Here is a 22,392-nt window from a genome sequence, read left to right as displayed (position 1 = left end):
CCCCAAACCCCGTGGTATTTCAGGTCAGAAGAAACTGGGGATTGTCGTTGCACGTTCGACACGGCAGAAGAGGGCATCATCAAGGAGCTGCCCCATGCCCGAACATCTGACCGTCGTTGATCACCCGCTTGTCCAGCACAAGCTGACCATCATGCGTGACAAGGGCACGCCGACGGCCGTGTTTCGGCAGCTTTTGCGGGAGATTTCGCAACTTCTTGCTTATGAGGTGACGCGCGGGCTGCCGATGACCACCAAGCGTATCGAGACCCCGATGCAGGCGATGGATGCACCGACGCTGGATGGCAAGAAGCTGGCCCTGATTTCGATCCTGCGGGCGGGCAATGGGTTGCTGGACGGGGTGCTGGAATTGATCCCATCGGCCCGGGTCGGGTTTGTGGGTCTTTACCGGGATGAAGAGACGCTGAAACCCGTCGAATACTATTTCAAGGTGCCGGAATCATTGGAAGATCGTCTGGTCATTGCGGTTGATCCGATGCTGGCCACGGGCAATTCATCCGCCGCGGCCATCGACAAGTTGAAAGAGGCCGGGGCGACCAATATCCGCTTTCTGTGCCTGTTGGCTGCCCCGGAAGGCATCGCACGCATGAAGGAAGCGCATCCGGACGTGCCCATCGTGACGGCTGCCGTCGATGATCAGTTGAACGACGTGGGATACATCGTTCCGGGACTTGGCGATGCAGGCGATCGCATGTTTGGCACCAAATAGCAGGTATCGCCGCTTTACTCACGCCGGGTGTTGAGGCATCGTATTTCCCATATCTTGTGGGGGATATAATGAAAGTAACTAGAATTGCAGCTTGGGCTGTTATCGCGGCGGCGTTGTCTATCGGGTTTGGCCACGCCCAATCCTTACGAAACGCGCAAGCTCCGGCCGAGTTTCCACCCGCGTCCTTTAAAGGGACACAATATGTCGACAGCCAGGGCTGTGTCTTTGTCCGTGCGGGCATTGATGGCAATGTAACTTGGGTCCCTCGGGTCAATCGACAGCGCCAGTTGATTTGCGGGCAAACACCCAGCCTGTCGTCCGCGGCTGCCGCTGCGGCGCGTGTCACGCCGAACCAATCGGCGGGGGCAGCACCAGAGCAGATTACAATCGCGCCTTCTGCCTCGGGCACGGCAACTGCAGTACAGTCAACACCGGCACCGCGCCCGACTGTGCGGACGACACAAGCCGCACCGGCAGCGCCCGCGCAACCAACCCGGCGGGTGATCGTGCGTCGGTCCGTACCTGCAGCAACGGCGCCTCAACAAGCTGCTACACGTACCGCAGCCCCCACCCGCGTGCAGGTGCCTGCGGCACAGAGGACCGTCCCGTCTGTCGCACAAGCCAGAGTGGTGCCGAACACGACTGTCCGTCGGGTACCGGTCGCATCAATCAACAATTCCGCGCAACCGAAAGCGGTTGATCCCGAAACACGGGTTGTTCCGCTTCACGTGTATGACAACCGGATTGCGCAGCGCCCCGCACCGATACCTGAGGGGTACCAACCAGTTTGGGAGGATGACCGCCTGAACCGGAGACGTGCGGAGCAGTCGTTGAATGGCATTGCGCAAACCCGACTTGCCTGGACACGCACTGTGCCACGGCGCCTGATCGATCGTCGCACTGGTCGTGATGTTACAGCGACCGTTCCACTCGTGTACCCATACGTGGATGTCGCAACGCAAGAGCGTGACCTTGGCACTGTGACCTTGGTGAAGCGCGACGGGCAGCTCATGAAACGGGTGCAGCGCAAGACGCGCAAAAAAGCGCGGCAACCTGTCATTTCAACGCGGTCCGCTGAAAAGCCCGTCGTGAAAACTGCCGCGCGTGCGGTCCCCAAGGCGTCGACGCAAGTTTTCAAAAGCCGGTATGTTCAAGTGGGAACGTATGGTGTGCCGGCCAATGCGAAGGCTGCGGCACAACGCATTGCACGGTCTGGTCTGCCTGCACGCATTGGCAAGCTCAAGCGCGGCGGCAAATCATATCAGGTTGTCCTGGCCGGACCGTTCGGGTCGTTTGCTGACCTGTCAAACGGGCTGACGCGCAGCCGGGCGTTGGGTTTTTCCGACGCCTTTGTCAGGAAGTAGTGGTCAGCTTTCACAGATCGCCTGCAGTTGAAGCCAATCCCGGTCCTGCATAATGGGGACCGGGTCTTGACCTGACATCGGGTCAGCTTCGATCAGCCGCAAGGTCGCCTCGCCCGAGATGTCGCGCGCCCGCGCGTACGGCGTGCTGCGAACCTCTGCTGCTGCAAAAGCTGGCAAAAGGGTTTCGGCTGGCATTTCAACAACGGCTTTGGCCAACTGGTCCTCCGCAAACGCTTCGAGCGCGCTGGATGGAAGCGATCCGGTTGTCAACAAGGTGCCCGTGGCGCGCGGACCAGCATGTTCCAGCAAGGCGCGCAGAGGTGGTGTTTCGGCGCTGCGTGTCTGTTCGACAAGGATGTACCCCGCCGCGACATCCGGTTCTTCGTAGTCTTCAACCAGCGTCCGGTTCACCAACACTGTACCACCGGGCAAGGCCAGTGCCTCTCGGACACCCGCTGGCAATACGACGACACGTGCCACCCCGGTGCGCCCTGCCAGCGCAACAAGACCGGGGCGTGCCTCGATACTTTTGCAGGGTTGACCGGACACGCGTTCGATCCGGGCCAGTAAGGCCGCACCGATCTCGGCCTCTTTGACCGGGGGGACCACACGCATGGCATGGTCCACCAGTGCGCCCGGCAACCAGAAAACCGCGAGTGCGGCCACGGCAGATACAGAAACCGCTGCGCCGACCCAACGCAGCCGGCCCTGCTTGGGCCGTGCGCGTGCAACGGCGCGGCGCAACGTATCAATGGCGTCGATCATCGCCGCCTCGTCCGCACCCAGTTCCAGAACTTCGTCCGGGTCTCCATCTGGATGAAAAGCCGCGCCTCCTTTGTCGGAGGCAGGTGCCTTTTCGACGGCAGCCAGTGACCAATGGGTGATGGCGCGATCATTCAGATCGGAGATGATCAAGGTTGCATCCCCAATGGACACGATAACTTCGCGCCGTTGCGCATCCGCCGTGTCACGCCACAGGCCCGTTGCTTCGAGCCGATCATATTTGCTGAGTGCTGTCATACCTGTACTTCGGCGGGCGGGTTCATTGCCTCTGTCTTTGGACGTCAGGATAACAGAGCCGTAGCCAAGCGCCAAGCGATCACAAAACGGTCGAAACCAAAAGCGTGATTTGACCGGATTGGTTACAACTGTCAGCGTAAAAAAACAGTTGAACAGGAAAGGCCGTATCATGCGATCACTCATTCTGAGCGCGCTTGCTGCGATGAGCTTACCGCTGGCGGGACATGCTGCGGAAGGCACACGTATTCAGGTGACAGGGGAGATTATTGACACCTGGTGTTATTACTCTGGTGTTATGGGCAGTCCCGATGCGGTGGTGGGGTCGGCACACCACACCTGCGCCTTGTGGTGCAGTGCGGGCGGTATCCCCGTTGGCCTGCTTGCCGAAGACGGCACCGTCTACATGGTGCTCAAGGTGGGTGAGGATGACCAGACGGCCGGTGGAGACACGACCCTCAAACTGGCGGCACATACCGTCGAGGCCGACGGCATGCTCTATGAGCGTGACGGCCTGAATTACCTTGTTGTGTCCGACGTGGTGTCCGACCTCGATATCACCAACCAGAACCACGACGACTATGGCAACGTGCCCCCTTTCTCGATCCCGGATCCGAACAAATGAAGAAACTGATTGCTCTTCTGGCCATGATGGCCAGCCCGCTCGCCGCGCAGGACTTCTCGGAAGGGTCCGAGGCGCGCAGTTGGAACCTGTATGCCGAAGTGCCGGCCAAGTTCGAAGCGACCGTCGTTGACCTTCTGTGCACCTTCACGGGCGATTGCCCTGCAGATTGCGGTGCGGGCAAGCGTCAGTTAGGCCTGTTGCGCACGGCCGATGACACGCTGATCCTGCCAATGAAAAACAGCCAGCCAGCCTTTACCGGCGCGGCGGTGGAACTGCAGCCCTTCTGCAACCAGACCATCACCGTGGACGGGCTGATGATTGATGACCCCGAGCTTGGGGCCAACAATGTCTATCTGGTGCAAACCATTGTGCCGCCGGGTGGTGGCGACAAGATCAAGGCGAACAAGTGGACCAAGAACTGGGCCGCCGAGCATCCCGAAGCGAAAGGTAAGGGACCGTGGTTCCGGCGGGATCCGCGCATCAAATCCATCATCGCTGAAGAAGGATATCTTGGCTTGGGAGTTGAACTCGATGAGGCCTGGATTGCGGACAACTTCTGAGGTGGTGCGCGCAGCTTTGATGGCAATCACGCTTGTGGCGGGGATGCCCGCCGCAAGCCAAAGCCCGTTTCCGGTGGATATTGGTGGGCCCTATGCGCTGTTGGATCAGAACGGCCAGACACGCACACAAGCTGATCCGGACGGCAAGCACCAGTTGTTGTTCTTTGGCTATGCCAATTGCCTGAACATCTGTTCAGCTGCCCTGCCGTTGATGGCGCAGGTGGTGGATGAGTTGGCCGCCGACGGGATCGATGTGACGCCGGTGATGATCACGGTCGCGCCGGATCAGGATCAGGTCGATACGATGGGCGCGCCGCTTGCGGAGATTCATCCGGATTTCATCGGTTTGACTGGTGAAGAGGATGCTTTGCAGGTGGCCTACGATGCCTTCAAGGTCGAGATTGAGCCGCTGTTCCAGGACCCGGAATACGGCTGGATCTACTCCCATGGCAGCTTCGTGCATCTTCTGGATGGCGATGGTGAGCTGTTAACCCTGTTGCCGCCCATTCTGGACGTGGCGCAGGCCACGAAAATCGCCAGAGGCTACATCACGCCACAGGGCTAATCAGTTGAACTGTTCGGAAATGAGCCGCTCTTCGAGCCCGTGACCGGGGTCGAAGAGGATGCGGTGCACGACAGTCGGCTCCGACTGAATTTCCACCGCGGCAATGTCGCGGAAAGACCGCGAGTCCGCCTCGGCCATGACCGGGCGCTTGTCGCCCTCGAGCACGTCAATTCTGACATTGGCCGTTTTTGGTAGCAATGCCCCCCGCCAGCGGCGTGGACGGAACGCGGCAACAGCAGTAAGGGCCAGCACGTCCGATCCGATGGGCAGGACAGGCCCGTGTGCTGAATAGTTGTAGGCGGTTGAACCTGCGGGCGTGGCCACCAACGCACCGTCACAAACCAGTTCGTCCATACGCAGGCGGCCATCCACTGTGATCCGCAACTTTGCAGCCTGCGGGCCCGCGCGCAGCATAGACACCTCGTTGATGGCAAGCGCATGATGACTTTTGCCTTCGGTATCCAAAGCCGTCATGGACAGCGGGTTCAATTCCGCTTCCTCGGCCGCTTCGAGGCGTGCTTCCAAATCGGTCTCGCCATACTCGTTCATCAGAAAGCCGATTGTCCCACGGTTCATGCCGTAGACAGGTACGTTCAAATGTTGTGAGGCGTGCAAGGTTTGCAACATGAACCCATCGCCGCCCAGCGCGACGATGACGTCCGCCGCTTCGGTGGACACATCACCATAGCGCCCGATCAATGTCGCCCGCGCTGTTTGCGCAACCGGCGCGCGGCTGGCCGCAAAGGCGATCTTGAGAGACATCGGTGTTTCCTATGGCGTTCGTTCTGCGCCGAAAGAACCATATCTTTTCGCGCCTTACCAGTACTGAGCGCGCTTTGTCGCTGGTAGTGCGCAAATGGTCGGGATACATCCTTTGCTCAAAGGGCCAGTTTCCGATAGGAAACGGCAAATCAAATCGACTCAGTCCACGCAGGAGAGTTCCCATGAATGCGCCCCACCGCACAGATGGTTTTTTCACCCAGAGCCTTGCCGATCGTGACCCCGAGCTGTTCGGCTCAATCCGCGATGAACTTGGTCGTCAACGGGACGAGATCGAACTGATCGCGTCAGAAAACATCGTGTCCGCCGCAGTGCTTGAGGCGCAGGGTTCGGTGATGACGAACAAATATGCCGAAGGCTATCCCGGACGCCGCTACTATGGTGGGTGCCAGTTCGTAGACGTGGCCGAGAACCTCGCCATCGAACGTGCCAAACAGCTTTTTGATTGCGGCTTTGCCAATGTGCAGCCGAATTCAGGTTCCCAAGCGAACCAGGGTGTGTTCCAGGCGCTGCTACAGCCCGGTGACACCATCCTTGGCATGTCGCTGGACGCCGGTGGTCACCTGACCCACGGTGCCCGCCCCAACCAGTCGGGCAAGTGGTTCAATGCCGTGCAATATGGCGTGCGTCGCGACACGCTGGACATCGACTATGACCAGATCGAAGCGCTGGCGCTTGAGCACAAGCCGCAGATGATCATTGCCGGTGGCTCGGCCATTCCGCGTGTCATCGACTTTGCACGCATTCGCGAGATTGCAGACAAGGTGGGCGCATATGTGCTGGCAGACGTTGCGCACTTTGCCGGTCTGATCGCGGCTGGAGAGTACCCTTCACCCTTCCCGCACGTGCATGTGGCGACGACCACCACGCACAAGACCCTGCGCGGCCCGCGCGGAGGCATGATCCTGACCAATGACGAGGCGCTGGCCAAGAAGTTCAACTCGGCCATCTTCCCCGGCATTCAGGGCGGCCCGCTGATGCACGTCATCGCCGCCAAGGCCGTTGCCTTTGGCGAGGCGCTGGACCCGTCCTTCAAAACCTACCAGCAGCAGGTGATTAAGAACGCGCAAGCGCTGGCTGATCAACTGCACAAGGGCGGTCTGGACACTGTCACCCACGGCACCGACACCCACGTGATGCTGGTGGACTTGCGCCCCAAGGGCGTCAAAGGCAACGCGACCGAGAAGGCCTTGGGCCGGGCGCATATCACCTGCAACAAGAACGGCGTGCCCTTCGATGACGAAAAGCCGACAATCACGTCTGGTATCCGCCTCGGGTCCCCCGCAGGCACCACGCGCGGGTTTGGCGAAACCGAGTTCCGTCAGATCGGTGACTGGATCATCGAGGTTGTTGATGGGCTGGCTGCAAACGGCGAGGATGGTAACGCGGCTGTTGAGGCCAAGGTGAAAGCAGAAGTGGCCGCGCTGTGCGCCCGCTTCCCACTTTATCCGAACCTATAAATCACAAAGCCCCCTGCATCGCGAGGGGGGCTTTCAAAACACGCTGTGCTCTCCGCGCTCGACAGTGGTTTCGCCGTTGATGACGGCGGCATAGTAGTCAAACAGTGTATCCTGACCGGTTGAAGGCGTCGCCGCGCGGTCGTAGCGGCCTGTTTCGGGGTCAAGTACAAGCATGGACTCCGTCGCGTAGTACAGCCCGATCCGTGCAAACTCAGCCTTTGCAGACAGCGATGGCACCAAGCGGCTTGCCGCGCCCAGTGCCCCTGCAATGCCGCGCATCATGCCAACCGGGAAATATTTGAACCTGGGCCTACGTCCAAGCAACGAGAACAGGTATTCGCCTTGCGCGTGCGGGGTCAGCGCTGGTCCGGGCCCACCGATGGGCAGGATATGGTTTCGTAGCCCCGGATCGGCGAGGCATGATACAAGGTATTCCCCTAGGTCCCGGTCACTGATTGGCGTACATGCCGTGAGTTCACCGTCCCCGAACAACAGGTACGGTTTGCCCCTCTGCAGCCGCGCGATCTGGCCGGAGAGTGACTTGAAATAGGCCGTCGGACGCACAATCGAAAAGGTCAGACCCGAGGCAACGAGCGCCTGTTCCGCCGCAAGCTTGGCATGTTGAAAGGCAAGGCGCGGCTTCTGCACACAGATCGCCGACAGCAGCACAAAATGCGCAACCCCTTCCGCCTTCGCCGCCTCGATTGCCCGGACTGTGGCGTGATGATCGATGGCCACGGCATCCTTGGGTGCACCGTTGCGAGATGCAAGACACGAAATCACCGCATCGAATGAGGCATTGGCGAATACGGTGCTGCGCAAGCCGTCGGAATCCGTGATATCTGCCTCAACAATCTCTGCGCCGTGCAGATTGATCTGCAGGTCCGTTGTACCAGAACCTGGTCGCACAACGCAGGTCACGTTATACCCGTTGCGCAGCAGTGCCACTGTGGTCGCGCGACCGATTGTACCGGTCGCCCCCAAAACGACTATGCGATGGTGTTGCTTGGTCAAATCCTGATTGTAATTCAAAGCCATGGCGGACAAAGCCTTGTCACACCCTGCTGCAAACATCCAGCATCGACTAAAGCCGACCGGTCCACCACATCCAGACAATCACTGCTGTGAACACCATCAGAATGTTGAAGGCGACAGCGGCTGCGATCCCCAGCCACATCCCCTTGCGACGGTCGGCCCGGTCTATCCCACTCAAAAAGCCGACAATCCGGTCTTCGGCCAAAGACAGCGCTGCGCCATCTACCTGCCGCATCAGGCGGGGGTGCGCTCCGAACGATTGTGCCGCGACGATCTTCTTCGCCTCGGCGTGCAGGCGTTTGGGCAATCGACGACCGGTGCGGCGCAGGGCAACCTCCAGCGACTTGGCGCGCACGCCAAATGCTGCGGCCAGTGCGCCCTGAACGCGGGCTGCGCGGGCCTGAATGCTGTCCTGCGTTTCCATACCGTTTTCTAACCTCGTGTCCCCCAGCGCTCAATCCCTCTGGTGGCGCCTGCCCAACATGGCTAAGTCTGCCCTTATGCTTAGCTATTCCGAACACGGCAACATCGATGGCACACCTGTCCTGATCGCCCACGGTCTGTATGGATCGGGCCGCAATTGGGGGGTGATTGCAAAGCGCCTATCTGACACGCGGCGCGTCATAACGGTGGACATGCGCAACCACGGGCAGAGCTTTTGGTCGGATGATCATGGCTATGCCGATATGGCGGGCGATTTGGCACAGGTGATTGACACGTTGGGTGGGCCGATGGATGTCGTTGGGCATTCCATGGGGGGCAAAGCCGCCATGATGCTGGCGCTGAACCGCCCAGACACTGTGCACAGGCTCGTGGTCGGCGATATTGCGCCGGTGGGCTATGGCCACAGCCAGATGCAATACATCGACGCAATGCGAGCTGTTGATCTAACCAAAGTCACTCGACGATCCGAGGCAAACGACCAACTTGCAGCCCTGGGAGTCGAGCCCGCTTTGTGCAGCTTTCTGACCCAATCGCTGGACGTGGCCGAAGCGCGGTGGCGCCTGAACCTGGATGCATTGGCAGAAAACATGCCTGCAATTCTTGATTTTCCCAAAATGAACACGTCGTTCGAGGGCCCCGCGCTCTTCCTCTCGGGCGGGGCAAGCGACTATGTCACGCGTGAACACCGGCCAATCATCCGCACCCTTTTTCCCAGAACGCGTTTCGTGAAGATACCCAATGCGGGGCATTGGCTGCACGCAGATGATCCACGCGCATTTGAAGGTACCGTGAGGGCGTATCTGGACGCAGAAGCGCCCTAACACTTGACGTAACCCCAACAGCCACCCCAATTTTAGTATCGGAGTGCTTTTTTTGGGGGAGTGCGATCATGTGGGACACACTGCTTGACCGTTTTCTGACAGGCATGATGGTGGAGGACCGTCTTAGCCTGACCTATCCGGATGGAACGACGCGGGACTATGGGCCAGACACCGGGGCATCGGCTCACCTTGAGATTTCCGATGAGGCAACCCTGCGCGCGCTGGTTCTGAATCCGGATCTGGGCCTTGGCGAAGGGTATATGGAAGAAAAAATCACGCCGAGGAACTGCACGCTGGATGACGCATTGACGCTTATCATCCGCAACCGGTTCAAGGGGACCATTCCGCCCTGGATGCTGATGGCCAATCGTGCCCGGTTTCACATGCGTCGTTTCATTCAAAACAATACGCCCAACACATCGCGCAAGAACGTCGCACATCACTATGACATTTCGGACGATCTGTACCGGCTCTTTCTGGATCAGGACATGCAGTATTCCTGTGCGTACTTCCGGGATGACGAGATGACACTGGAGCAGGCCCAAGCCGCAAAGAAGGCGCATATAGCGGGCAAACTGTGTCTGGAGCCGGGCATGCATGTGCTGGATATAGGGTGTGGCTGGGGCGGCATGGCGTTAACCCTTGCGCAGGACTATGGATGCCGCGTGACCGGTATCACCCTAAGCGAAAACCAGTTGGCAACCGCCCGGCAGCGGGCAGATGCAGCGGGGTTGTCGGATCGGATCGAATTCCGATTACAGGACTACCGACATACAAAGGGCACTTTTGATCGCATTGTATCGGTCGGGATGCTGGAACACGTCGGCGTCCCCAACTTCGATACGTATTTCGGCCGCGTGGCCGAATTGCTGGATCCTGATGGTGTGGCCTTGATCCACACGATTGGCCGGTCGGCGCCGCCGATCGCGCATTCATCATGGATCAACAAATACATCTTTCCCGGCGGCTATGTCCCCTCTCTTTCCGAGTTGGCGCCCGCGATGGAACGGTCAGGTCTGTGGCAGACCGATATTGAGGTTTGGCGCTTGCACTATGCCAAGACCATCCGACACTGGCGTGATCGTTTTGATGCACATCTGGACGAGATTACAGCGACCTATGATGAGCGCTTTGTCCGGATGTTCCGCTACTATCTGACGGTTTGCATTCTGGCCTTTGAGCATCAGATGCAGGGCGTTTATCACCTGCAATTGGCGCACAAGCGCGCGGCTGTACCGTTGACGCGAGACTATCTCTATGATGCTTCCGCCCCCATAGCGAGCGGGCGCCAACCGAAAAGAGTCTCTGCCTGACCGCAGATTCCGCATTCTGCATGCCTTGCCCCTCTTGCACCTTCTTGCGCCATCCCTATAACGCAGGACAATTTGCTCGCGCCCTGACGGTGCGGACTGAATCACTGCCGGGGGGCCAAGATGCCAAAGCGTACCGACATCAAGTCGATCATGATTATCGGCGCGGGTCCCATTGTGATTGGCCAAGCCTGCGAGTTTGACTACTCGGGCGCGCAGGCCTGCAAGGCGCTGCGGGAAGAAGGGTACCGGGTCATCCTGGTCAACTCGAACCCCGCGACCATCATGACCGACCCGGGCCTGGCCGACGCCACGTATATCGAGCCGATCACGCCCGAGGTGGTTGCCAAGATCATTGAGAAGGAACGCCCCGACGCATTACTGCCGACGATGGGTGGACAGACCGGCCTGAACACATCCCTTGCGCTTGAAGAAATGGGCGTGCTGGACAAGTTCGGCGTCGAGATGATCGGCGCCAAGCGCGATGCCATCGAGATGGCCGAAGACCGCAAATTGTTCCGCGAGGCGATGGACCGGCTGGGAATCGAGAATCCGCGCGCCACCATCGTGACGGCCCCCAAGGACGAGAATGGCAACAAGGACCTTGCTGCTGGTGTTGCCATTGCACTTGAGACACTGGAAGACATTGGTCTGCCTGCCATCATCCGCCCGGCCTTTACCCTTGGCGGCACGGGCGGCGGAGTTGCGTACAACCGCGACGACTATATGGCGATTTGTCACTCTGGCATGGACGCGTCGCCCGTGGGCCAGATCCTTGTGGACGAAAGCCTGCTGGGTTGGAAGGAATACGAGATGGAGGTGGTGCGTGACACCGCCGACAACGCCATCATCGTCTGTTCCATCGAAAACGTTGACCCGATGGGCGTGCACACCGGCGACAGCATCACCGTGGCCCCTGCCCTGACGCTGACGGACAAAGAATATCAGATCATGCGCAACCATTCGATCGCAGTGCTGCGCGAGATCGGTGTGGAAACGGGCGGGTCCAACGTACAGTGGGCGATCAACCCTGATGACGGGCGCATGGTGGTGATCGAGATGAACCCGCGTGTGTCGCGGTCTTCAGCGCTGGCTTCGAAGGCGACAGGCTTTCCGATTGCCAAGATCGCAGCCAAGCTGGCGGTTGGCTACACGCTGGATGAGTTGGACAATGACATCACCAAGGTCACGCCGGCCTCGTTCGAACCGACCATCGACTATGTCGTCACCAAAATCCCGAAATTCGCGTTCGAGAAATTCCCTGGTTCCGAGGCATCCCTGACCACAGCGATGAAATCCGTAGGCGAAGTGATGGCCATCGGTCGCACGTTCCATGAAAGCCTGCAAAAGGCGATGGCATCCATGGAATCCGGCCTGACCGGTCTGGACGACATCGATATCCCCGGCGCGCCAGACAAGGCCGCAGTGGTCAAGGCCATTTCGGCCCAGACTCCGGACCGGCTGCGCCTTATTGCGCAAGCCATGCGGCACGGGTTGAGCGATGACGACATCTTTGGTGCGACCAAGTTCGATCCATGGTTCCTGGCCCGTATTCGGGAAATCGTGGACACCGAAGACAAGGTCCGCAGTGCAGGCTTGCCCGCGACCGAAGAGGGGCTGCGTGCGCTCAAGATGATGGGCTTCACCGATGCGCGTTTGGGCCAGTTGACGGATAGCGACGAAGACCAGGTACGCCGCGTACGCGAGGATCTGGGTGTCCGCGCCGTTTTCAAACGGATTGACACCTGTGCTGCCGAATTCGAAGCCCAAACGCCTTATATGTACTCGACCTACGAAACGCCTGTCTTCGGCGAGGTTGAATGCGAGGCCCGCCCGTCGGACCGTAAGAAGGTCGTGATCCTTGGGGGTGGTCCAAACCGGATCGGTCAGGGGATCGAGTTTGACTATTGCTGCTGTCACGCCTGTTTTGCCCTGACGGCGGCGGGCTATGAAACCATCATGGTCAACTGCAATCCCGAAACGGTATCGACGGACTACGATACGTCGGATCGCCTCTATTTCGAGCCGCTGACCTTTGAGCATGTCATGGAAATCCTGCGGGTTGAGCAGGAGAATGGCCTGCTACACGGGGTGATCGTGCAATTCGGCGGGCAGACACCTTTGAAGCTGGCCAACGCACTGAATGAAGCTGGCATTCCGATCCTTGGGACGACGCCAGACGCCATCGATTTGGCCGAAGATCGCGAACGGTTCCAGGCACTTGTGAACGATCTTGGCTTGAAACAACCCAAGAACGGTATCGCGCATTCAGACGCCGAGGCGCTGGAGATTGCCGGTGAGATCGGGTTCCCGTTGGTGATCCGCCCATCCTATGTCCTGGGTGGGCGTGCGATGGAGATTGTGCGCGACCAGGCCAACCTTGAGCGCTATATTTCCGAAGCCGTGGTGGTTTCCGGTGATAGCCCTGTGTTGCTTGACAGCTACCTCGCAGGTGCCGTCGAGCTGGATGTAGACGCTCTGTGCGATGGCACAGACGTACATGTTGCTGGCATCATGCAGCACATTGAGGAAGCAGGCGTGCACTCCGGCGATAGCGCCTGTTCACTGCCCCCATACTCACTGTCTGCTGATGTCATTGCCGAGATTGAAATTCAGACACACGCACTGGCAAAGGCGCTGAATGTCGTAGGATTGATGAACGTCCAGTTTGCCATTCAGGGCAACGACATTTTCCTGATCGAGGTCAACCCGCGCGCCTCTCGGACCGTGCCGTTCGTGGCAAAGTCTACGGACAGTGCGATTGCGTCCATCGCGGCGCGTATCATGGCAGGTGAGCCGCTCTCGAATTTCCCGCAACGCCCCGCATATGATGCTGATGCAAGCTACGACAGTGTGCTTCCACTGGCAGATCCAATGACTTTGGCCGACCCGAATATGCCGTGGTTCTCGGTCAAGGAAGCTGTTCTGCCGTTTGCACGGTTCCCGGGCGTAGACACCATTCTGGGACCGGAAATGCGCTCGACCGGAGAGGTCATGGGATGGGATCGCACTTTTGCGCGCGCATTCCTCAAGGCACAGATGGGAGCGGGCATGGTTCTGCCAGATGCGGGATGCACGTTCATCTCCATCAAGGACATGGACAAGACGCCACAAATGCTGGAGGCTGCGCAGATCCTGCACGGGTTGGGTTTTACAACGGTTGCAACGCGCGGCACGGCAAGCTGGCTGGAAGAGAACGGTGTGCCTTGCGGTACGGTCAACAAGGTCTACGAAGGACGTCCTGACGTCACCGATATGATGAAAGACCATGGCATTCAGTTGGTCTTTAACACGACCGAGGGCGCACAGGCGGTTGAGGACAGCAAATCAATCCGGTCGATCGCTTTGTATGACAAGATTCCCTATTTCACGACGGCTGCCGGGGCCTATGCGGCGGCATTGGCGATCCGTGAACAGTCACAAGGAGATGTGGGGGTGAAAGCCCTGCAGGCATAGACCCTACAGGTCGAGAAACCGGTCAGAAATCTGATCAAGGTTGTTCAATATCGCGTCCCCTAGGACCGAGGCCAACTGCACGTCGCGCGGATCTATTGGACCACCCGAGGCCGCCGCGGACAGGATAGGTTGCAAGGTGTTCCACTTGGCAGCAACTTTTCCCAGCGTAATCTTGATGTGAATGTTTGGCGCAGCCTCCAGACCAGTCGCCCGGTCGCCGGACACCAGAGCGTCAAGGGACGCTTTGAAGTAGGCAATGCGCTCAATCATCGCGCGCTCAGCGCCTGCTGACGCCAGGCCCGTGAGGAACAGGCACAAATCCCGTTGAAAGGCCTGCGAAACGACACGCAGTTCGTGCAGTACTGCATAAGAGTTTTGGTACTTGCTTGCTACCTCGGAGGCCGCCCGATAGCGCATCTGACTGTAGCGGGATGCGAGCGTCGGGTTGGTCTTTATCAGCAAGGTCACGGGAACGGTGTGCCGATCCCCTGCAACAATCTGTTGTGCGGATTTTGTCAGGGTTGCAACCTCATCTACTAGGCCGATATCTGCGCCGGGTTGCGCGGCGATAGCTGACGACAAACTGTTGAGCTCCCTCACTGATGCAGCCACATCTTCCGCGTGCACGGGGGTTTGTGCCCCGACAAAGAGCAGACACACGGATTTGGTTATGCGGTGAACCAACACGGCCTGATCCGCCAAGCCACGGACGGTTGTTTGTTCCCCTGCCGCCGCGTGTGTCGCGCAACATGAGACGAGGATGGCTGTCAGAAGCAATTTCACCAAGGCTGTCACATCATTTTTAAACCATATTCAGTAGGCATCTAGATCATCGAGTTTAAGGTGGACTTAACTGCTCCAACTCTTGATCTTGTCCCCTTGCCCTGCGGTGCACATAAAGTATAACCCCCGCCATCAGGCCGCTGTAGCTCAGCTGGTAGAGCACGTCATTCGTAATGATGGGGTCGGGGGTTCGAGTCCCTTCAGCGGCACCAGGTACCTTCAAAAAACACTGTTTTTGCGCGTGGCGCTGTTGTTCACCTCAACAAGGCTGCTGCGAGAAAGAGCGTTAGGTTGGCGCCATCACTGCCATCCGGGTCGGCGACATCTGCTGTTTGTGGGATGACCGTAGCATCGCTCGGCCCCTCCCAATTTGGTTCAAGCCGTCCCAACCCGCCTTGTTCGACGAGATCGCGAACAAGCGAAAAGGCTGCGGCCGGACGATGGAGACGGATGAAATCCGAGGTCGGTAATCCCATGCCATCACGTTGGGCGATGCCCATGCGAGCCGCCATTGAGATCACCCGTTGCGCGCGCACCTTTGCACTATGGCCTTGCGCGATGGTCTGATCGACAGTCACGCTACGAGGCCCGCGGCCACCGCGCACATTCACGGCCAGCCGTGTGGTGTCCGGTAAGGCAGGCGTTGCAGCACCGGGGCTGGTTCTGGAGATCCCAATGCCCTGTCGGTTACCGGTGAAGAAGTGGGCACCTATGGCAAGATCACCACTGCCTTGGTTGATCACTGCAACATCGAAATCACCGGTAACGCCATTCGACCCGTCAAGCCCGATCAGCAGGTTCTCAACACCCGCATTGACCGCAAAGTCGTCGGCTCCGTTTGGTGCAAAGAAGATGCGGATTTCAGGCAGGTAGAGCCCGGTCCATGCTTCATCAAACCCGAATTGGGAGAGGATTTCCGGCGGCGTGTAGCCGTCCGACAGATCAAGGTAAGCTGAGCGAAATCCAAACCCGACAACGCGGCCCGGCCCTATGAAGGCGTGGCTTGGCTCCATCGTAACCAGCTCAGCTGCGGCCAGTGCACCCGGATCATCCAGACCCGTTGCACCGAGCGACACCAGACATACCTGCACCTGCGCGTTGGCATCTGATCCCTGTGTCACGCGCAGTTTGATCTTGGGCAGATGAAATACGACGCCCGTGCGTTTCGTGTGCGGAATCAGCAAACCATCTGACCGCATCTCTGCCGGTCGCAGGAAAGGTGGCCATAATTCGATCCCGGCTAGGATCAGATCCAGCGTGAACCCCGTATTGGGATAGTCCGACGGTGGTGGATGGATAGGCGGCGTGTCCAGCGCATCAAGAACATCACGCATCGGCTGAAAGTCAGCGTCACCCCCTGGAACTGTCGCGACCCCGTTCGCGATGATTGCGCCCGCGACGCGCGGTACGGTCATGAAAAACTCAACCCGAGTGTCCGTGATGTCGAGCCATGGTTCAGACCGATCAGGTTGGTTTCGAGGGTGCCCTTCCGCGTTTGCAGCGCCGGCAGTGAGCGTGCCTGTGGTGGGATCAAAGCTAGGGAGATCGACATCACCGGAAAACCGCGCCACGCTGCGAATGACGGTTCCCCCCGGCACCGTCGCCGTTTCGTAGCTTTCAACGTAGATGATGGAGAGGACTGCATGCCAAGTTGTCGCCTCGTCCCGAAGAATGTAGAGTCGGAACAAATCCACCCAAGCAAGATCGAAAGGCATTGGCCGAAGACCCTCGAAAAATATCTTTGTGAAAAGAGGCGATAAAAGAAATAAACCCACAAAATTTCAACTACTGATGGGTTTTTCTGTCAAACGCGATAAGCGTAGTTCCGCCGCCATCAAAGCGTCAATCGATCCGCCCACCGGGAAAACTATCCAGAGCCCGAGCACCTTTGCGTCAGCAGCATAACACCGATGGCTGACATCAATTTCGATCGGGTTTTGCAAACCCAAAATATCAGTTTTGCAGGAACTTAGACATGGCATGCGGTTGCCTCGACAGAGGGCATAAGGAGTTGCAGACAATTATTCGGCCTACCTGCACCAGAGTGGTATTCGAACCAAACGGCAAGTGCATTGCTATCGGAACGTGCCAACTAGGTAGTTTGTGAAGTTACCTGTCGACCATCCGATCCCCATCGCTACGAACGGCTTCAGTTCCCGCATCACGCGCACCAAGCCGAGAACGAACCGCCCAGATATCGCGGTCACAATGTGGCGTCTGCGCTATGCCTGAAGCATTGAAATAGCGGCGCGAACAGAGTCGGCCAAAGCAGGTTTAACCCGGTCATAACGTGAGCTTGGGACGGGAACTGATACTGCGAAAATGTCACCCGTCTGGTCCGCCACAGCAAATCCCATCGCGCAAATACCATCCGTGTGTTCGTTCTCATCACATGCCAGTTCACCCTCTCGGATAGCATCGATACCGTCGATGATGTCCGACAATGGCGGTGCATATGGGCCACGTGACCTATGTTCGGCGCGGATCAGGGCAAGCGCCCGCTCAGGGCGCATGCAAGCCAGCGCTGCGCGCCCATTGGCGGTCGTGGTCAGGGGAAAATACTCTCCGATCCGCGACACGGTGCGCAGGCGATGGCTGCCTTCGATTTGATCGACGAACAACATTTGTGCGCCTTCAAGAACTGCCAAATCAACCGTCTCGCCCGTTTCGTCCGACAGCCGTTCCATGACGGGGCGCAGGCGCGTCCGCATGTCCGATGACACCGCCTGGGCCAGGCTTTGAATTTCGCGGCCAAGCCTGATTCCTCCATCTCCACGCTCGGTGGATACAAATCCTTCAGTCACAAGCGCCGCAATAATGCGCTGTACCGTAGAGCGGGGCAGCTGAACCCGCTTGGCAATCTGGCCAAGGCTCAACCCGCCTGTCTCACGGCCCAACAAGCGCAGAATGTCAGCCGCACGCGAAATGACCTGAATACCCTGATTTTTCGACATCTTTTTACCTTGCAGCGAACTCTTGTATCGATTGCATTTTGACCAGACAGCAGCAAAACGCTTGTTTCCTATGTTCCGTCAAATCAAACGTTGACCGCTATGTGATACATACGCACCATAATACGGGACAGCAATACGAAGCTTTGGGAGGAGCCGATGGTCGTCAACATTCGCGGGATCGATTTCCAAGAAAACGACAACAACGACATGGGCCTCGAGTTCGTGAACCTGAGCCACCGGTATGGTTTCCAATGCCCAAACTGGCCGTATTTCAAAGATGTACAGATCGATCGCAAGCACTACATGGCGAAGTCCGGAGTGCTGAGCCAGACGATCACAACGACGATGCACGTCACCACTCACATCGACGCACCCGCCCATGTGGTCCAGGGAACCCCTTTCATTGATGAGGTGCCCCTGCCCCATTTCTTCGGCTCTGGCCTCGTTGTCAGCATCCCAAAGAAGAAATGGGAACAGATCACCGGTGATGATCTTGAAAAGGCTTGCGGCCACGCGATCCGTAGGAATGACGTGCTCATCATCAATACGGGCTGGCACAAGCAATACGAAGATGGTGATTACTTTGCTTACTGCCCTGGTCTTGTGCCATCTGCCGCCGATTGGATGGTTGAAAGGGGCGTAAAGGTCGTGGGCCACGATACGCAAGCCAACGATCACCCGTTGGCCACCGCGATCGGCCCACAGCGCAATGGCCCGATCCTGCCGCACCTTGAGAAAGAGTACCTCGAATGGTCTGGCGGCACTCCGTGGGAGGTTGATTTCCCGGAATGGGAACCCGTGCACCAGAAACTCTTTACCAATGGTATTCTGGGCATCGAGAACGTTGGCGGCGACCTTGACCGCGTTACAGGCAAGCGGGTCACCTTTGCTTTCTTCCCCTGGAACTGGGACCGAGGCGACGGTTGCATCATCCGCCTTGTTGCCATGATGGACAAATCCCAAGGTTATCGCATCGAGGCGGGCGAGGATTTCTGATGCTTGTAAAGCGCTTCGCCGATGCTCAACCCTATGACGCCCCAAACCATTGGGGTGTCACTGGCCTGCGCCTTCAGGGGTTCGAGGACGGTGGACCGGAAAACCAATGGGTCGGATATTCGCAGTTCCTTCCCGGCGGCGGTGCCGGGCCCGATGCGACGCCATTTGAAAAGATCTATGTCGTGCTGGATGGGGAAATGACCGTGACCGTTGACGGCGCGGACACAGTGCTTGGTCCCATGGACAGTTGCACGATCCCGCCAGGTGAAGTGCGCAAAATCGAAAACCGCAGCAATCACGTTTGCAAAATGCTTGTTGTGATCCCCTATCCCACTGGAGAACAGCCATGAGCCTCGACGATCCGCTGTCCTTCTTTGATGTCTCCGGCGAGGTCGCCCTGATCACTGGTGCCTCCGGTGCGTTTGGAGCAGTTGCGGCCCGTTGTTTGTCTGGCGCCGGTGCCAAGGTTGTTCTTGCCGCAGGAAATGCCGGCGCGATGGCAGACGTCGCAAACACGTGCACCGGAGACACCCACCAGATCAACGCACGCCCCGATACTGAAATCGCCTGCGACGCTTTGGTGTCAGAAACGGTCAAGACGTTCGGACGGTTGGACATTCTTGTTGTGGCCTCGGGCATGAACAAGGTGGCCAAGATCGCTGACATGGCCCCTGACACATTCGAAGGCGTCATGAACGCCAACGTCACCCAAAGCTGGCTGATGGCCCGCGCCGCAAGTGCGCAAATGCAGGCGCAGGGCGACGGTGGCAAGATCATCCTTATGTCTTCTGCCCGCGGCCTTTTGGGACACCCGGCGGGTTACACCGCCTACTGCGCTTCAAAGGCGGCAGTTGACGGGATCACCAAGGCATTGGGATGCGAACTCGGCCCAACCGGGATCACCGTAAACGCTATTGCGCCCACTGTCTTCCGATCCCCGCTCACGGCGTGGATGTTCGAAGACACCGACGATGCCAAAGCCGTGCGCGAAGGGTTCCTGACACGCGTGCCCAAGGGGCGCCTTGGCGAGCCAGAGGATCTGGCAGGACCGCTCCTGTTCCTGTCGTCCCGCGCCTCAGACTTCTACACCGGCCACATACTTTATGCCGATGGCGGCTACACGGCGGGGTGAGGCATGAATAAGAACCAACAAATTGCGGTGATCGGCGGAGGGTTGATGGGGCACGGAATTGCCCTGACCTTTGCGCGTGCAGGTCACTACGTCGCCGTACACGATCCGGCACAGGAAACGCTGCAAAGCCTGCCACAACGCGTGTCCGACAGCCTGCGGCTGCTAGATACATCCGACAATGACATCGCAAGGATGCTCAAACGGATCGAGCTGTGCGATGGGATCAAAGCAGCAGTGAGCGATGCAGCTGTCATCTTCGAAGCCGCACCCGAAAAGCTGGAATTGAAACAAGCGATTTTTGCCGAGGTCGAGGCACACGCGCCTCGCGACGCCATTCTCGCCTCGAACACGTCGGTTATCCAGATCACCAAGATCATGGAGCACCTTAAACTTCGCCAACGCGCGCTTGGCACCCATTGGTGGAACCCGCCTCACATGATCCCGCTGGTCGAGGTGGTAAAAACAGAATGGACTGATCCCGAAGTCGCGGACAAGATGATTGACCTGCTGGCGGACTCAGGCAAAACCCCAGCACTTGTCGAAAAGGACGTGCCCGGCTTTATCGGCAATCGGTTGCAACACGCGCTGTGGCGCGAGGCGATCAGCCTTGTTGAAAATGGGATCTGTTCTGCCAAGACTGTTGATGACGTGGTGAAAGCCAGTTTCGGCCGTCGTCTCGCTGTTCTTGGGCCGCTCGAAAACGCCGATCTTGTCGGGTTGGAACTCACTCAGGACATACACCGTCAAGTTCTGTTCGACCTCGATGCGCGGCCTGATCCGTCTCCCTTACTCCAAGCGCTGTTGGATGAAGATCGAACCGGTATGGCTTCGGGTTATGGGTTTCGCAAATGGACCCAAGACGATTTTGAACGGACGAAAACGCGAGTCGCACTTCACTTAAGCGCACTTGAAGGGATGTTACAAAACACTGCCGAGTCATAACGCAGAGTTATAAATGACCATTCAAATCGGATCAGGATCATCTTTTGCATGTGATAGGTCTGGAGAGCGAGACTGCGCCAAGCCATGCCAAAAATGGTCCGCGCAACCGGATCGGCGAATACCCGAACCGCATCTTTGGGAGGAAAAACATGAGAACTTATATCACACGCCGCCGTATGTTGGCTGGGCTGGGCGCGAGCGTTGCGGCCCCGGCAATCTTGCGTTCCACGCGGGCCTACGCTGCCAATCCGACCATAAAGGTGGGGTTCGTGACACCGTCTACTGGCCCGCTTGCCGGCTTCGCGGAAGCCGATGATTACATCCTCGAAGGTTTGCGTGCCCACTTCGCAAGTGGCGTGACCAACAACGGCAAGTCTTACAACATCGAGATCATCAAGAAGGACAGTCAGTCCAACCCCAACCGGGCCGCTGAAGTGGCCGCCGAACTGATCCTGTCGGATGAAGTGGACATCATCACCGCGGCCGCGACCCCTGACACAACGAACCCAGTGGCAGATCAGGCCGAGATCAATGAAGTGCCCTGCATCACGACAGACGCACCTTGGCAGCCCTATTTCTTTGGCCGTGGCGGCAACCCTGCGGAAGCTTTCCAATACACCTACCATTTCTTCTGGGGACTTGAGGATGTCATCGCCAATTTCACCAGCCTTTGGGACGGCAGCGGTGTTGCCAAGAAAGTGGGCGGCCTATTCCCGAATGACGCAGACGGTAACGCATGGGGTGACGCGGAACTGGGCCTGCCCAAACCACTTGCTGCACAAGGGTTCGAATTGGTTGATCCCGGTCGTTTCCAACCTCTGACGGACGATTTCTCGAACTACATCTCCGCCTTCAAGGATGCAGGCTGCGAAATCATCACCGGCGTGATGATCCCGCCGGATTTCGGCACCTTCTGGGCGCAAGCCGCACAACAGGGCTTCAACCCCAAGGTCGCGACCATCGGCAAGGCGCTGCTGTTCCCCTCGGCCATTGAGGCCTTGGGTGATCGCGGTATTGGTCTGACGACCGAAATCTGGTGGTCCCCAAACCACCCGTTCAACTCGTCTCTGACCGGCATTTCGGCAGGTGATCTGGCAAACGGTTTCACTGCTGCTACAGGCCGTCCGTGGACGCAGCCCATCGGCTTCAAGCACGCGCTGTTCGAAGTGGTGGCAGATGTCATCTCCCGGTCCGAGGACCTTGATGACTTCGAGGCCAACGCCGCCGCCATCGCGGGCACCAACATCTCGACCATCGTGGGCGACGTGAACTGGTCAAACGGCCCTGTGCCGAATGTGTCCAAAACACCGCTGGTGTCGGGGCAATGGCAGAAAGGAGGCGATGAAGTCGAGCTGGTCATCACAAACAACAGCCACGCACCACAGATTCCGGTGGGCGGCGACCTGCAACTCTTGGGCTAA

21 protein-coding genes and 1 tRNA gene are annotated in these 22,392 nt (G+C 58.4%); 15 read left to right on the top strand and 7 right to left on the bottom strand.

The genetic code is table 11. The features are described from left to right. Positions 1 to 94: 94 nt before the first annotated feature. Positions 95 to 727: a uracil phosphoribosyltransferase gene (gene upp, locus Q1A51_RS04875; RefSeq protein ID WP_299599300.1), complete on the top strand. Its 633-nt coding sequence runs from the start codon at positions 95 to 97 to the stop codon at positions 725 to 727. 68 nt (positions 728 to 795) lie between these two features. After that, complete coding sequence (locus tag Q1A51_RS04870; RefSeq protein WP_299599302.1) at positions 796 to 2,091, top strand: SPOR domain-containing protein; 1,296 nt, start codon at positions 796 to 798, stop codon at positions 2,089 to 2,091. A gap of 3 nt (positions 2,092 to 2,094) precedes the next feature. Here the strand turns inward: Q1A51_RS04870 and Q1A51_RS04865 are convergent, their stop codons facing one another. Further along, positions 2,095 to 3,282 carry a hypothetical protein gene (locus Q1A51_RS04865; RefSeq protein WP_366869745.1) on the bottom strand — a complete coding sequence of 396 codons (1,188 nt, stop codon included), beginning with the start codon at positions 3,280 to 3,282 and terminating at the stop codon, positions 2,095 to 2,097. Between Q1A51_RS04865 and Q1A51_RS04860 the strand changes: the two genes are divergently transcribed. Genes Q1A51_RS04860 through Q1A51_RS04850 form a run of 3 tightly spaced genes read left to right on the top strand, consistent with a single transcriptional unit; the run spans position 3,281 to position 4,858 of the window. Beyond that, on the top strand, positions 3,281 to 3,733 hold the full coding sequence (locus Q1A51_RS04860) for a hypothetical protein (RefSeq protein WP_299599304.1): 453 nt from the start codon (positions 3,281 to 3,283) through the stop codon (positions 3,731 to 3,733). The genes Q1A51_RS04865 and Q1A51_RS04860 overlap by 2 nt on opposite strands. After that, a complete protein-coding gene (locus Q1A51_RS04855) occupies positions 3,730 to 4,293 on the top strand; it encodes a hypothetical protein (RefSeq protein ID WP_299599306.1) in 564 nt (187 codons plus the stop codon). Before Q1A51_RS04860 ends, Q1A51_RS04855 begins: the two co-directional genes overlap by 4 nt. A 19-nt stretch (positions 4,294 to 4,312) precedes the next feature. Beyond that, on the top strand, positions 4,313 to 4,858 hold the full coding sequence (locus tag Q1A51_RS04850; protein ID WP_299599308.1) for an SCO family protein: 546 nt from the start codon (positions 4,313 to 4,315) through the stop codon (positions 4,856 to 4,858). Here the strand turns inward: Q1A51_RS04850 and Q1A51_RS04845 are convergent, their stop codons facing one another. After that, positions 4,859 to 5,620, bottom strand: coding sequence for an NAD kinase (locus Q1A51_RS04845; RefSeq protein ID WP_299599310.1), 762 nt, complete (start codon positions 5,618 to 5,620; stop codon positions 4,859 to 4,861). It abuts the gene before it with no gap. Between the two features lie 182 nt (positions 5,621 to 5,802). Here Q1A51_RS04845 and glyA point away from each other — a divergent pair, with 182 nt between their 5' ends. Then, on the top strand, positions 5,803 to 7,098 hold the full coding sequence (glyA, locus tag Q1A51_RS04840; RefSeq protein ID WP_299599312.1) for a serine hydroxymethyltransferase: 1,296 nt from the start codon (positions 5,803 to 5,805) through the stop codon (positions 7,096 to 7,098). A 33-nt stretch (positions 7,099 to 7,131) separates the two neighbouring features. Here the strand turns inward: glyA and Q1A51_RS04835 are convergent, their stop codons facing one another. Together Q1A51_RS04835 and Q1A51_RS04830 are read right to left on the bottom strand one after the other, a co-directional pair. Next, complete coding sequence (locus Q1A51_RS04835) at positions 7,132 to 8,136, bottom strand: NAD(P)H-binding protein (RefSeq protein WP_299599314.1); 1,005 nt, start codon at positions 8,134 to 8,136, stop codon at positions 7,132 to 7,134. Between the two features lie 46 nt (positions 8,137 to 8,182). Further along, complete coding sequence (locus Q1A51_RS04830; RefSeq protein WP_299599316.1) at positions 8,183 to 8,557, bottom strand: hypothetical protein; 375 nt, start codon at positions 8,555 to 8,557, stop codon at positions 8,183 to 8,185. A 76-nt stretch (positions 8,558 to 8,633) separates the two neighbouring features. On the opposite strand from Q1A51_RS04830, the gene Q1A51_RS04825 reads away from it, so the two are divergent. The 3 genes from Q1A51_RS04825 to carB all read left to right on the top strand — a co-directional run bounded on the left by Q1A51_RS04825 (position 8,634) and on the right by carB (position 14,164). Continuing rightward, entirely contained in the window at positions 8,634 to 9,398 is a 765-nt protein-coding gene (locus Q1A51_RS04825) for an alpha/beta fold hydrolase (protein ID WP_299599318.1), read from the top strand. A 68-nt stretch (positions 9,399 to 9,466) separates the two neighbouring features. Then, a complete protein-coding gene (locus tag Q1A51_RS04820) occupies positions 9,467 to 10,711 on the top strand; it encodes a cyclopropane-fatty-acyl-phospholipid synthase family protein (protein ID WP_299599319.1) in 1,245 nt (414 codons plus the stop codon). Between the two features lie 120 nt (positions 10,712 to 10,831). Beyond that, a complete protein-coding gene (carB, locus tag Q1A51_RS04815) occupies positions 10,832 to 14,164 on the top strand; it encodes a carbamoyl-phosphate synthase large subunit (protein ID WP_299599321.1) in 3,333 nt (1,110 codons plus the stop codon). A gap of 3 nt (positions 14,165 to 14,167) precedes the next feature. Here carB and Q1A51_RS04810 read toward each other — a convergent pair whose 3' ends face one another. Continuing rightward, positions 14,168 to 14,947: a hypothetical protein gene (locus Q1A51_RS04810; protein WP_299671184.1), complete on the bottom strand. Its 780-nt coding sequence runs from the start codon at positions 14,945 to 14,947 to the stop codon at positions 14,168 to 14,170. A 136-nt stretch (positions 14,948 to 15,083) separates the two neighbouring features. Here Q1A51_RS04810 and Q1A51_RS04805 point away from each other — a divergent pair. Continuing rightward, positions 15,084 to 15,159, top strand: a tRNA-Thr gene (locus Q1A51_RS04805). Between the two features lie 42 nt (positions 15,160 to 15,201). Here the strand turns inward: Q1A51_RS04805 and Q1A51_RS04800 are convergent. Next, entirely contained in the window at positions 15,202 to 16,662 is a 1,461-nt protein-coding gene (locus Q1A51_RS04800; protein ID WP_299599325.1) for a hypothetical protein, read from the bottom strand. Positions 16,663 to 17,169: 507 nt separating this feature from the next. After that, positions 17,170 to 17,901, bottom strand: a complete 732-nt coding sequence (locus tag Q1A51_RS04795) for an IclR family transcriptional regulator (RefSeq protein WP_299599327.1) — start codon at positions 17,899 to 17,901, stop codon at positions 17,170 to 17,172. A gap of 156 nt (positions 17,902 to 18,057) precedes the next feature. On the opposite strand from Q1A51_RS04795, the gene Q1A51_RS04790 reads away from it, so the two are divergent. The 5 genes from Q1A51_RS04790 to Q1A51_RS04770 all read left to right on the top strand — a co-directional run bounded on the left by Q1A51_RS04790 (position 18,058) and on the right by Q1A51_RS04770 (position 22,392). Further along, positions 18,058 to 18,897 (top strand): cyclase family protein, encoded by an 840-nt coding sequence (locus tag Q1A51_RS04790; RefSeq protein WP_299599329.1) that lies wholly within the window; start codon positions 18,058 to 18,060, stop codon positions 18,895 to 18,897. After that, positions 18,897 to 19,247 carry a cupin domain-containing protein gene (locus tag Q1A51_RS04785; protein WP_299599331.1) on the top strand — a complete coding sequence of 117 codons (351 nt, stop codon included), beginning with the start codon at positions 18,897 to 18,899 and terminating at the stop codon, positions 19,245 to 19,247. The genes Q1A51_RS04790 and Q1A51_RS04785 overlap by 1 nt, the downstream gene beginning before the upstream one ends. After that, positions 19,244 to 20,029 carry an SDR family oxidoreductase gene (locus Q1A51_RS04780; RefSeq protein WP_299599333.1) on the top strand — a complete coding sequence of 262 codons (786 nt, stop codon included), beginning with the start codon at positions 19,244 to 19,246 and terminating at the stop codon, positions 20,027 to 20,029. The genes Q1A51_RS04785 and Q1A51_RS04780 overlap by 4 nt, the downstream gene beginning before the upstream one ends. A gap of 3 nt (positions 20,030 to 20,032) precedes the next feature. Beyond that, positions 20,033 to 20,971: a 3-hydroxyacyl-CoA dehydrogenase family protein gene (locus Q1A51_RS04775; RefSeq protein ID WP_299599335.1), complete on the top strand. Its 939-nt coding sequence runs from the start codon at positions 20,033 to 20,035 to the stop codon at positions 20,969 to 20,971. A gap of 149 nt (positions 20,972 to 21,120) precedes the next feature. Further along, positions 21,121 to 22,392, top strand: coding sequence for an ABC transporter substrate-binding protein (locus tag Q1A51_RS04770; RefSeq protein WP_299599337.1), 1,272 nt, complete (start codon positions 21,121 to 21,123; stop codon positions 22,390 to 22,392).

Origin of the sequence: uncultured Tateyamaria sp., from assembly GCF_947496075.1 — a bacterium.
GTDB lineage: Bacteria > Pseudomonadota > Alphaproteobacteria > Rhodobacterales > Rhodobacteraceae > Tateyamaria.
This window is presented reverse-complemented; position numbering and strand designations above follow the sequence as displayed.